We start from the raw sequence: 11,957 nt of genomic DNA on the forward strand, positions 1-11,957 counted from the left end.
GAACGTTCGGCCAGACGTGCGCCGATTCCCTGATGTGGGGCTGTATGGGTGAGGCGGCGGGATCGCTGTCGACAATGGATTTGATGCACCTAACAGATTGGCGAAACGGAATTCGCGTTGTCTTTGTCCTGATCGGGACATTGCCAGCGTTCTGTGCTGCGCCGATCTTGGTCGCCGAAACACCGAATGTTCCCGCATCCGCCCCCCCGGCAGTGCCGGCCGAACGGATGATCGTCCCTGCGGCCGAACCGTCGACGGCATTCTTGGCGGCCGACAGCGACACGCTGGCATGGTGGCGTGAAGCGTCCCAGAATCCGACCCTGCACAAGCAACGCTTTGTCGCGTTCGATTTGCCGACGGTTCTGATCGATACGTTGGCCAACAGCCCGATGATTCAAACGGTCCAGGAATCGGCCAGCATCAAACTGGAGCAGATCATCCAGCAGGACGCCGCGTTTGATTCACGCTACGTTTTGGACGCCGGGTACGATCAAACCAACGATCCGGTCGGTAACGCTTTGGTGACCGGCGGGCCGCCACGGTTGCGTGAACGGTCATGGGCGTTCAACGGTGGCGTGCGACGCACCGCTCGCACTGGTACCCAGATCGACTTGACGCAAGAACTGGGCCTGCTGGACAGCAACAGTCAGTTCTTTGAACCTGCCGATCAGGGCAACGCACGTCTAAGCCTCAGCCTGACTCAGCCCCTGATGGCGGGCCGCGGGCGTGTGTTCAATGAACGACTGTTGGTTCAAGCCAAGTTGGACAGCCGCATCGCCTGGCAGCAAATGCAGCGTGATGTCAGCGATCGAATCACCGAAGTCATCTCCGCGTACTTGTTGTTGTACCAGCGACGTTGTCATCTGATTCAGCAAGATGAACTGATTCGACGCGGACAAAACATCGAACGCGTGCTGCGCGGTCGCAGCGACTTTGACGTCAGCCATCTGGAACTGACCAAGCTGCGTCAACGCGTCTCCAGCCGCAACGATGAACGACTGCAGTTGGACGCCGGCGTCCAACGACAACAAGCGACGCTGCGGAACCTGATCGGATCGGATGAACTGAACGTCGCCCCGTTGTCGCTGGAACTGATCCCCGACGCACCGCCATCGACGGCACACCGGCCGATCACCTTGGCCGAAGCGATGCGAGTGGGCATGGAATCGCGTCCGGAAATTCGCATGGCGATGGAAGACATCCAGTCGGCCGCTTTGGGGATCCAAGTGACTCGGAATCAGCTGATGCCGCGTTTGGATGCGGTCGTCAACGGATACTTGGCGGGTCTAAGCGGGGACTACGGCGTTGCCCGTTCCTTCGGCGAACAGTTCTACGAATCGGGCCCGGGCATCATGGCGGGATTGGAGTACGAATTGCCTCGCGGGAACCGGCTGGCTCGTTCGCGACACCGCGAAGCGATGCATCGGTATCGCCAAAAATCGGCGCGACTTCAAGAAGTGATCCAGGACGTGCGGCTGGAAATCGAAACGGCGTTGATCCGATGGGAAACCGCCGAAAAGCTTCGCCAAACCAAACGCATCACCTTGGCCGCGGCTCGCGAAGAAGAGGAAATGCTGACCCGGCGTTTCGCGATTGTCGGTGCGGACGGATCTCACGCCGGCCTGGTCTTGGAATCACTGTTGGAATCACAGCAGCGCCGCACGATGGCCGAACGCATGTTGGTGTCCGCCGAAGCGGAATACCACATCGCATGGGTCGAAATGCAACGCGCGATGGGAATCTTGCTGAAACGCGAGGGCATCACGGCGGTGCGTGACGCATGCAATGACGTTCGGTTCGACTACGCCCAAACGATCGATTCGTCATCGTTGGACTTGGACACGGTGACCACCGATGACGAACCCGCGGTCATTCCGTTGCCTCTGGATCGCCTGGAATCGATGGACGAACCCGTGCCCGCCGAACCCGAGATGCGAAACGATGTTTTCGCGCCCGGCAGCACCGGCGATTCCAGCGGCGGCTATTCCGACGCCGTGCCCGTTCAAATCGGCGACGCTCAATTCCAGCCCATTGAAACGAACAACGCACCGGAATCCGGATCGGTGCGATCGTACTTGCTGATGGAAGCGGCTTCGGCCGACGTCAAGGAAGGAAAACGATGAAGCCCGACAATTTGAACCGCACCCGCCTGTACCGTCGCCGGCGACCGTCGTCCGTCCAATGGATGGCCTGCGTCGCGTTGATCCTGTCCGCGGCGATGATCGGCGATTCGGGACGGGCCGCGGCACAGACCCGTTCCGCACCGCCCAGCGTTCCCCTGGTTTTTGATGGCTTCACCGAACCGGCCGAAGACGTTTTGGTGTCCGGCGTCGATCTCGGGCGGCTGACGGCGATTCACGTTCGCATGGGCGACCGGGTCAGCAAAGGTGACTTGCTGGCTCAACTGGACGATCAACTACAGGAATCGGCACTTCGCATCAGCCAAGCTCAGGCGGACATGACGGGCGAGATTCGCATGGCGGTTGCCGAACAAAAGCTGCAACAGTTGAAGACCGAATCGCTGCGAAAACTGGCGGCCGACGGGATGGCGCGACCGGAGGAACTGCAGCGTGCCGAGGCGGATTTGGAAGCCGCCAAAGCACGCGTGGAAATCGCTCAGGAACAACAACGTCTGCGACGCTTGCAGGTCCAGCGTGACCAGATCGAATTGAACCGACGAAAAGTGCTGGCACCCTGTGACGGCCGAATCGCCCGCGTGATGCACGCGGCCGGGGAATATCTGACGCCCGCCGATGCGGTGATTTTTCGATTGATCGCCACCGACACGCTGGATGCCGTCTTCAACGTGCCCGTCGAACACATCCACCATGTCCAAATGGGCCAGACGGTCAGCGTTTTTCTGCGCAGCCAAGGCAAAACGGTGGACGGAACCGTCGATCGCATCAGCCCCGCCATCGACGGCGAAAGCGGTACCGTCCAGGTGAAAGTCTTGCTTGACAATCGCGACGAAACTTTCTTGGCCGGTGATCGCTGTACGCTTCAGTTGACACCCCAGCGGACCGCCCGCACCACATCCGGATCCCGCAATTCGGTGACCAGGGTATCACGCATCCATTGGCAACCCGTTGCACCGGAGGCCGTGGCCCAATGAAAGACGATCACGATTTGCAGCAAGACATCCAGCAGATGCTGAAGTCGGAATCCGTCGTGGCGACGGCGGGGCACTCGGTCCGTACGGCGCTTGCCAACGCCGACGAGGGAATCACGCAACTGGCTCACATGTTGGGCCAGATGGAATCGCCTGTGGAAACCGAGGCGGCCAAAAGACCGACCGCGGGTCTGCAAACACCTCTGGACTGCGTTGTTTGCATCGCCGGTGCAAAAAATCTTCGCGAATCGGCTGAGCGTGTCGTACAACGGCTTGCATCGGAGTATTCCGGATGCCATGTCCGCATCGCATTCGGCCAGCGAAGCATGACGAGGCTGTACGACCATCGATTGGGCTGGCTCAGTCCATCGAATCGTTTGCGCCAGTCGATGCAGCCGTTGTTCCAGGAAGGCATCGAAAAGGAACAGAATCAATCGCACGGCCGGACCCTGCGTATCGACGGTGTTTGGGTGATCAATCTGTCGGAAATCGGCGGCAAGCGGCACTGCTTCTTGTGGATCCAGCCTCAGGCGGGCACCAAGACCGAACCGGCCAGTTCATCGTTGGTTTGGATGGGACGATCGTCGCGTGCTCTGGCGACAACGCTTTGGCGGCAACCACGTGTCGCAATGCCATCGAGTGCATCGGTCTTGGGGCGACGTCCCGTTTTGGCCGGTTTTCTGGCCATGTTGGTGGTTTCGTTGTTGGCGTTCTGGCCGGTCGCCTATCCGATACGTTGCACCGCGGTGATCAAGCCCCAAGGACAGCGAATGGTCGCCAGTCCGTTCGAAGCAACCTTGTTGAAAAGTCACGTGTTGCCCGGCGACCGTGTGCAGGCCGGCCAGTGCTTGTTGGAATTGGACGGTCGCCCGTTGCGTTTGGAATTGGAATCGATCGCCGCGGAAAGCCAGCGGGCGGAGAAGGCGGAAAACGTCGCCTTGGCGTCCGGTGACATCGCGGCGGCTCAGCAGGCGGCTTTGGAACAGCGACAGCTTTCACGCCGTCGCGATTTGTTGGAGGACCGTTTAAGCCGTCTGCAGATTTGCAGCCCAATGGACGCTCTGGTGATCAGTGGCGACCTAAGCCAGTACGTCGGCGCACCGTTGAAAATGGGCCAGTCGCTGTTGGAAATCGCACCGCAGGGTGACATGCGTGTGGAGGTGCAAATCCCCGAGTTCGAAATCGGCATGGTGGCCCCCCAGGCGGACACCCACATTCGTTTTCCCGCACTGGGCGGTGAATCCTATGACGCCGACTTGGGCCAGATCTATCCGGCGGCCGAAATTCGTGACGACCAGAACGTCTTTCTTGCCCACGTCACGATTCCCAACGACAGCGACGATTTGCGACCCGGGATGAAGGGGTTGGCCAGAATTTCTGGACCGACCCGTCCGCGGATCTGGTCGTACGTTCGTGGCATTTGGGAAAAATCGCTGTGGTGGATGGGGTACTGATCGAATGATGGAAGGATTCGTACCGCACCTGGATTCCGAGGTGCGTTTGTCACCACGAACGATCGGCGGACAATCCGGCGCGATCGCGCATCACCAAGGGCTTGAAAAGTTCTTTCGGTTCGGTTGCGAAGAAGCGTTGTTGATCGGCATGATCGACGGACGGCGCAGCGTCGAAGACTTGCTGTTGGGCATGCAACGCGCCGGTGTCGATTGGTCGGCGGATGATGTGGTCGGTTTTTTGTCGATGCTGATTCGCGAGCGATTGCTGTTGCCTCCGGTGCAAGAGTTCGATCAGGAAAAAGCCGAACAGCTTGGCCGAAAAACCGATCCGCTGCGTTGGTGGATGACCCCGCTATCGTCGGTGGTCAGTTTGCGAATCCCCTTGATGGACTTCGATCGCCCGGCCCTGCGCATGTGTCGGCACTTCGGGTTTTTGTTCCAACCCGTTGCTGTCGCGGTCTGGGCCGTCTTGGTCATCAGCGCGATGGTCATGATGGCATTGCGACGCGATGAACTGGCGGGCGAACTATCGCGGTTGTTCGACCGTCAGATGTGGGTTCCCATGCTGGGCATCTGGTTGCTGTGCAAGATGCTTCACGAAGCGGGCCACGCGGTTGCCGCCAAACGCCAGGGAGTTCGCATTGGCAAAACCGGCGTGATGTTCTTTCTGATGGCACCGCTGGCCTACGTCGATGTGACCGCGTCATGGATGCTGCCGCGGCGGACGTCACGGATGGCCATCGCACTGGCCGGTGTGTACGTGGAATTGGCCGTTGCATCGGTGGCGGCATGGTGTTGGTGGTGCTTGCCCGACGGACTGGTTCGACACATCGCTGCGCAAGTGTTTGTGGTGGCCGGTCCGGCGACGTTGCTGGTCAACGCCAACCCGTTGCTACGTCTGGACGGCTACTATGTCTTGTCGGATCTGGTGGACATCCCCAATCTGCGATCGCACGGGCGTCGGCAATTGGCCGGATGGCTGGAGTATGTGCTGTTGGCGGTTCCGCGTGAATCGTCACTGTTGGCCGGCTGGCGAGTCCCGTTTGCCACCGGTCACTCGATGGCGTCGGTCGCGTTCCAGTTCGTTTGGATGGCGGGATTGATTTTCGCCGTTTCCTACTGGGCCAAAGGCTTGGGGATTTTGGTCGCGGTCGTCGCGGTCTTGCTTTGGGCAGCGATCCCGCTGGGCAATTGGATGCTACGTCATGTGCGTGACGGGGATTGGCGGCGTCGATACCGCTTGGGGCTTTCGGTCGTTCTCCTTGTGTCGCTTGGTCAGTGGCTATGGAACCAACGTTCCCCGATCACCCGTCGTGTCCCAGTCGTGGTGCGATACCACGACGAACAGATCGCACGCGCACCGTCCGACGCGTTTATCGTCGGCGTTTTTGTCGAAGGCGGGCAACGCGTCGAAAGCGGCAGTCTGTTGATGCGGTTGCAGAACGACGAATTGCAGGTGCAGCACGACCAGACCGCTGATCGTTTGGACTTGGCAAAGCGGCGGGAGGTCCAACTGCGTCGGCAAGGAAAGTTGGCTGATGCGGAGATTGAAAAACGCCAAGCCGAAAACCTGAAGCACCAGTTGGATGATCTGCGTCGGCGTTTGGACGAATTGCAAGTGACCGCAAAACGTGACGGCATGGTCACGACGTCAAATCCGATCGACTTGCTGGGCCAATTCGTGACCGAGGGCACGGAACTGGTGCGTGTTTCCGACGCCCATGAAAAAGAGCTGTTGGCTTCGATCGGTGAATCCGATGCCCCGGCGTATCGTCGAGCGGTGAAGTCGGCCCAGCCTGTTCGAGTTCGATTGCGGGGCGGCGTTGGCATCACGGCGTTGCCCGTTTCGCTGCGTCCGCGTGCCGACATGCAATTGCCCCATCCGGCTCTTTCGGTGGCGATCGGCGGTCCGTTGCCGGTACAGCCGGATCCCGAATCGGGCGAAAACCGTTTGATCGCTCCACGGTTCACGGCGACCAGTCCGATCGAACCGGTGGCCGCGGCATCGGTTCGTGCAGGACAACAGGGCACGATGGTGATCAGCGATGACCGCACGATCGGCCAACGCATCTGGGAACGCTTGGATCCGCAATCAATGCGATAGCGGCGTTCACGCGGGAAATCGATTCCGACGCTACGTCGTGTATTCGCTGTTGAAGCTGACGTAAGCTTCCGTCAAATCGCTGGCCCAAAACCGACTCTGGCCCGGTCCGTCGCCGACGGTCAGATGGATGTGTACGTCGCTGGCGGATTTCATCGAACCGCTCAGCGTCGCCGCATCGAACGAAATCGGTGCGCCGGATTGATAAATCTCCACGCCGTTGATCGACAGACTGGTCTTCGCGACGTCGATCTTAGGACCCGCATATCCCGCGGCCGAAACGATGCGCCCCCAATTCGGGTCGTTCCCTTTGATGGCCGTTTTGACCAGCGGGCTGTTTCCAACGGCTCGTGCGATCACGTCGGCTGACTCATCATCAGTCGCGCCGTCGACTTGCAAACACAGCACATGCGTCGCGCCTTCGCCATCGGCCACGATCATTTTACCCAAGTCGATCAGGGCTTCAGCGATGGCGTCGGTCAGCGTGGAAAGATCCTCCGCATCACTGCACGCGGTGCCTTCGTTTCGTGCCAACAGCAACAGGGTGTCGTTCGTGCTCATGTGGCCGTCCACGCTGATTCGGTTCAGACTGGCTGACGCCGCGTCGGCGATGACTTTCTGTGCCGCGGCCATGGGCAGCGCGGCGTCGGTGACCACGACCGATAGCAACGTGGCCATGTCGGGTTGGATCATCCCGGCACCCTTGGCGATCGCAGCGATCTTGACCGCCCCCGCCGAAAGCTTGGCCGTGGTGCAGTGCAGCTTGGTGTATTGGTCCGTCGTGCAAAACGCCGTGGCGACATCACGAAACGCGGATGCCGAATGATCCGCACCGGCAATGGCGGCATCGATCCCCGTGACGACTTTGTCCATCGGCAACGTGTGGCCAATCACACCGGTGCTCATCACCAAGACTTGCCGGTCCTCGCAATCGATCCGCTGGGCGACTTCCGCCGCCATTCGCGCCGTGTCGTGTTCGCCCCGGGGCCCGGTGCAAGCGTTTGCATTTCCACTGTTGGTCACCACGGCACGAAAGCGATCGGTGGGCGTCAGCCCACGGCACCACGTCACGGGTGCGGCGACGACTTGGTTGCGCGTGTACACCCCCGCAGCCACCGCATCACGGTCGGCGGTGATCACCGACAAATCGGGACGACCGCTGGGCTTGATTCCGCAGGCGGTTGACCCGAATCGAAATCCGGCGGGCAATTGATCGTCGGCCAGCGTTTCAGCAGCCTGGCAGTGGGGCAGCGGTTCAGTCACGGGCAATTCAGTGGTCGGATAGTGAAGGGACAGACGGGCAAGACGCAGCGAAATTTCAGCACAGTGGCACTTCGTCGGACAAGGGGTTGGGTTTTCATGAACCGCCGGCACCACGTCGACAGGACAGCCATTGATTGACGTGGGTTCACAATACAACGTGCGAACGTTGCCGCAGGCTGCCGCATTGCGTTATTCAACCACGCGACGAACCGGTTGAAGGAGACGAACCGGTCACCGAAGTCTAACCGGTCGACCATCAGATTCGTTTCAGGCACGAGGTGCCGGTTTCCACGCCTGCACCGGTTCACACGCGGGGTGACAGCACGGAAACTAGAGGAATCTGGACGTGTTTTTGTCGACGCCGGCTTTGCAAATCTTCCGTTTTTAAAGGTCATCCCCCCGAAGTGTCCCAGACTGATGTGCCGCACGACCGACCTTCGCCGATGGTCGTGTGCCAGGGGTTGTCCAAACGCTACGGTGATTTTGACGCATTGCGTGCTTGCGATTTGACCGTCACCGCGGGCGAGGTTTTCGGATTATTGGGACCCAACGGTGCCGGCAAGACCACGTTGATTCGGCTGATGCTGGGATACATCCACCCGACGGCCGGAACCTGCCGGGTTGCCGATGTGGACGTTGTCCAAGACAGCGTCGCGGTACGCCGGAATGTGTCTTACCTGCCGGGTGACGCCCGCTTGCCACGTCACATGCGGGGCAAAGGGGTTCTGGAATTTTTTGCGGCCATGCATCCCGATGGTGATTTGAAACGTAGCCTGGACGTGGCACAGCGACTGGACCTGAACCTTCGCACCCATGTCGCGTTCATGTCGACCGGGATGCGACAGAAACTGGCGTTGGCCGTGGTCCTCGGCCCGCGGACACCGTTGCTGGTTTTGGACGAACCGACCGCCAACCTGGACCCGACCGTTCGCGCCGAAGTGCTGCAGATGGTTCGCGAGGCGCGGGCCGATGGTCGGACGGTGATGCTGTCGTCGCACGTGCTAAGCGAGATCGAAGAAACGTGCGGCGAAGTTGCGTTTCTGCGTCGTGGTGTGTCGGCTCACCGGTTGACGATGAGCGAGCTTTTTCAGCAGCACCGAATCACCGGAGACCTTGATCGACCGGTCGCGGACCGCTTGGTCGACCCGAATTCTGACGCAATACCAATGCAGCTTGCCGATCGCTTGGTGTGCAGCCTGGCCGACGATGCGGCGGGAGGCTCCGGTGCAAGTGGAAGTAACAAATCGGCCACGGTGCGTTTGGACACCTCCGGCGATCTGGCGTCTTTCTTGGGATGGCTGGATGAACTCGGAATTCGACGCATGCGTGTCGAGCCGTTGGGGCTGCGTGCGGTCTATGACGCGGTCCATTTCGGTCAGACCATTCCCGTTGGTTTTTCCACCGCACCGCAAGACGTGATTCAGGCGGCCGACGCGTCGCGACCGTCAAAGGAACCGGTGTCATGATTGATCGCGTCCTGGTCGGCAAATACGTTCGTCAATCCATGTTGTTATGGGCCTCGTGCGCGTTGGCCTTGTTCGCGTTTGCTTGGGTCCGCGTCTGGGTCGTCGGCATGATCGACATGGGCCAGTTTCAATCGGTGTTGGATCTGTTTAAAGACTTTGAACGCTTCGCACCGATCGAATTCAGTGCGCTGGCGACGCACACTGGACGGGTGGGCATGACGTTCGACGAACCGATTGTGATTTTGTGCACAGTGATTTGGTGCGTCTCTCGCGGCAGCGACGTTGTCAGTGGTGAATTGGGACGCGGGACTTTGGAAATGGTGCTGTCTCAACCCATCAGCCGCATCCGGCTGATGTTGTCGCATGCGTTGGTCAGCGTCATCGGACTAGCATTGTTGTGTTTGTTGTTGTGGTTGGGCATCGGGATCGGCGTCCAGTTGTCGACGGTCAAGGAAACGTTGCCGCCCCAAACGGTAACGATTCCGTGGATCGAAGTGGAAGTGCCATTGGGCGGCGGCCAGCCGGTCGTGGAAACGTTGCCGATGTACCAGCGTGTGGATGTGGGAGATTTTGCCGCATCCGTTTTCAACCTGTTTGCGTTCGGATTTTTTCTGCTGGGCTTGGCCACGATGTTCAGCAGTCTGGATCGCTATCGTTGGCGGACGATCGGCGCCGTGATGGCGATCTACATCGTCCAGTTGGTGTTGTTGGGACTGGGAAAAGCCGCCGAGCCGCTGAACTGGCTCCAGAAAATCACCTTCTTTTCGTGCTACAAACCACAGCCTTTATTGGCTCTGGTGACCGACGGCGATCGGTGGGCGCCGTGGAGTCTGACGACGTCGATGCCCGACGCGGTGATGCCGCCGCTGATGTACCCGTTGATCCTGCTGGCCGGCGGGGCCGCCTTTTACGCCGTGGCGTTGTGGCGTTTTCATACACGGGATTTGCCCGCGCCGCTCTAGCTGGTTTCCAAGCGATCGCCGACCGAATCGGCTGTGCCAAAGGATCGGCGACGGGCTAGAATCGTCAACGCCGACTTGAAATGATGTTGGACGTGATTGACGCGTCGCGCGATCGGTCCGAATACGTGCAATGAAAAGACTTTTGATGCAAAGCAACATGATCAATCGACGCGTGCGATGGTGTCTGGCCGTGACACTGGCGTCGCTGTGGATGACTTCGTCGACAGCGCCGATCACCGCCCAGGATGCGACCACCGCTGGCCAAGCCGGTGTCGCCCAGTCTGCCACCGGTCTCACGGCAGACGACCCTGCGATGGTTCAGATCTCGCAAAGTGATTTGGCTCGCTTGGTCGGTCCACGGGCGCTTTCCCGCGCCTTCCGATACGCATCCAAGCGTGCCACGCCTGGTGTCGTCACCGTGTTGTGTTACGGCCAGGGCCAACCGCCTAGCAACGATGATGATGACAAGTCCGAAGAGAATTTGGACGAACAACTGGAGGAGAAGATTCCCGATCCTGGTATTCCCGGTATGCCAACGCCGGACCCGCCGGAAGGAAACGAGGGGGAATCGCCGCTGGATGAGGAAGAAAAGGCACCGGTGCCCGACGAAGACCTGGGCCCCGTACCGCCACCCAAGGCACCCGATGATCCCGACGCGGTTTTGACCGGACTGGGCAGCGGCGTCATTGTCGACCCCAGTGGCCTGGTGATCACCAACCAACACGTCGTTCGCGGTGCCAGCAAAGTCGTGGTGCAAATGTCGACCGAAGTGGAATACTCGGCGGTGAAGATTGTTGGTGATCCGGCCAGCGATATCGCGATCCTGCGAATCGAATCGGACGAGGCCTTTCCTGCGGTCGAAGTCGGCGACAGCGATTCGCTGGAAATCGGTGACTGGGTGCTGGCGATCGGCAGCCCGTTCAAATTGGACGCGACGGTCAGCGCGGGAATCATTAGCGCCAAAGACCGCAAACTGCGTCGAATCCAACGGGGGCGAATGCTGCAGACCGACGCTGCGATCAACCCGGGGAATTCTGGCGGACCCTTGATCGACTTGGACGGCAAAGTCGTCGCGATCAACACCGCGATTGCTTCACGTAACGGCGGCAACCAGGGAATCGGTTTCGCCATTCCGATCAACCACGCGTTCTGGTTGGCCAATGAATTGGACCAGCATGGCAAGGTCCGCCGCGCCGCGATGGGCATTCGTCTGGCCGAATTGAACGCAAACATCGCGGCACAGTTTTCACTCCAGCCCGGAATCGGTGTGCTGGCTTATCAAGTCATCGAAGACAGCGCCGCTGACAAAGCGGGAATCGAAAACTATGACGTGATCACCAGTTTTGCCGGTCAGCCGACACGCAACATGGTCGAATTTCAGGAGATTGTTGAACGGACCCCGATCGGTTCCACGCAAACGGTGACGATTTTGCGCGACGGCGAATCGATCGACCTGCAGATCCAACTCGCCCCGTTGGAAGACGTCACCGCGGTTCCCCAGCCGTAAACCCTGTAGGTGATGCTCCGCATCACAAGGGCACTTGCCTTCATCTAAACAGGCCCAACGGGCCGACAGCTCTCTGCCGGTGGCGCGAGCCATCG

The 11,957-nt window shown here is 59.8% G+C and carries 8 protein-coding genes; 7 read left to right on the plus strand and 1 reads right to left on the minus strand.

All coding sequences use genetic code 11. The features are described 5' to 3' along the window. The first annotated feature begins 83 nt into the window (after positions 1-83). From HFP54_RS18315 to HFP54_RS18330, 4 genes are read left to right on the plus strand one after another with little or no spacing between them, the layout of a single operon-like run. Positions 84-2,123 carry a TolC family protein gene (locus HFP54_RS18315; protein ID WP_168566260.1) on the plus strand — a complete coding sequence of 680 codons (2,040 nt, stop codon included), beginning with the start codon at positions 84-86 and terminating at the stop codon, positions 2,121-2,123. Beyond that, entirely contained in the window at positions 2,120-3,112 is a 993-nt protein-coding gene (locus HFP54_RS18320) for an efflux RND transporter periplasmic adaptor subunit (protein WP_168566261.1), read from the plus strand. The genes HFP54_RS18315 and HFP54_RS18320 overlap by 4 nt, the downstream gene beginning before the upstream one ends. Continuing rightward, on the plus strand, positions 3,109-4,563 hold the full coding sequence (locus HFP54_RS18325) for an efflux RND transporter periplasmic adaptor subunit (RefSeq protein ID WP_168566262.1): 1,455 nt from the start codon (positions 3,109-3,111) through the stop codon (positions 4,561-4,563). Before HFP54_RS18320 ends, HFP54_RS18325 begins: the two co-directional genes overlap by 4 nt. Before the next feature lie 4 nt (positions 4,564-4,567). Further along, positions 4,568-6,667 (plus strand): site-2 protease family protein, encoded by a 2,100-nt coding sequence (locus tag HFP54_RS18330; RefSeq protein ID WP_168566263.1) that lies wholly within the window; start codon positions 4,568-4,570, stop codon positions 6,665-6,667. 30 nt (positions 6,668-6,697) lie between these two features. Here the strand turns inward: HFP54_RS18330 and argJ are convergent, their stop codons facing one another. Continuing rightward, positions 6,698-7,927, minus strand: coding sequence for a bifunctional glutamate N-acetyltransferase/amino-acid acetyltransferase ArgJ (gene argJ, locus HFP54_RS18335; protein WP_315853929.1), 1,230 nt, complete (start codon positions 7,925-7,927; stop codon positions 6,698-6,700). A gap of 404 nt (positions 7,928-8,331) precedes the next feature. Here argJ and HFP54_RS18340 point away from each other — a divergent pair, with 404 nt between their 5' ends. From HFP54_RS18340 to HFP54_RS18350, 3 genes are all read left to right on the plus strand, one after another. Beyond that, positions 8,332-9,393, plus strand: a complete 1,062-nt coding sequence (locus HFP54_RS18340; RefSeq protein WP_315853930.1) for an ABC transporter ATP-binding protein — start codon at positions 8,332-8,334, stop codon at positions 9,391-9,393. Continuing rightward, positions 9,390-10,355, plus strand: a complete 966-nt coding sequence (locus HFP54_RS18345) for an ABC transporter permease subunit (RefSeq protein ID WP_168566264.1) — start codon at positions 9,390-9,392, stop codon at positions 10,353-10,355. The genes HFP54_RS18340 and HFP54_RS18345 overlap by 4 nt, the downstream gene beginning before the upstream one ends. Before the next feature lie 130 nt (positions 10,356-10,485). Continuing rightward, a complete protein-coding gene (locus HFP54_RS18350; protein ID WP_235952000.1) occupies positions 10,486-11,862 on the plus strand; it encodes a S1C family serine protease in 1,377 nt (458 codons plus the stop codon). The last annotated feature ends 95 nt before the right edge of the window (positions 11,863-11,957 follow it).

Source organism: Crateriforma spongiae, assembly GCF_012290005.1.
In the GTDB taxonomy this organism is placed as follows: Bacteria; Planctomycetota; Planctomycetia; order Pirellulales; family Pirellulaceae; genus Crateriforma; species Crateriforma spongiae.

What these genes read in the sequence shown, in the direction of transcription:
- HFP54_RS18315 (WP_168566260.1), top strand. Translation starts at nt 84, where the DNA reads ATGCACCTAACAGATTGGCGAAACGGAATTCGCGTTGTCTTTGTCCTG.
- HFP54_RS18320 (WP_168566261.1), top strand. Translation starts at nt 2,120, where the DNA reads ATGAAGCCCGACAATTTGAACCGCACCCGCCTGTACCGTCGCCGGCGA.
- HFP54_RS18325 (WP_168566262.1), top strand. Translation starts at nt 3,109, where the DNA reads ATGAAAGACGATCACGATTTGCAGCAAGACATCCAGCAGATGCTGAAG.
- HFP54_RS18330 (WP_168566263.1), top strand. Translation starts at nt 4,568, where the DNA reads ATGATGGAAGGATTCGTACCGCACCTGGATTCCGAGGTGCGTTTGTCA.
- HFP54_RS18345 (WP_168566264.1), top strand. Translation starts at nt 9,390, where the DNA reads ATGATTGATCGCGTCCTGGTCGGCAAATACGTTCGTCAATCCATGTTG.
- HFP54_RS18350 (WP_235952000.1), top strand. Translation starts at nt 10,486, where the DNA reads ATGAAAAGACTTTTGATGCAAAGCAACATGATCAATCGACGCGTGCGA.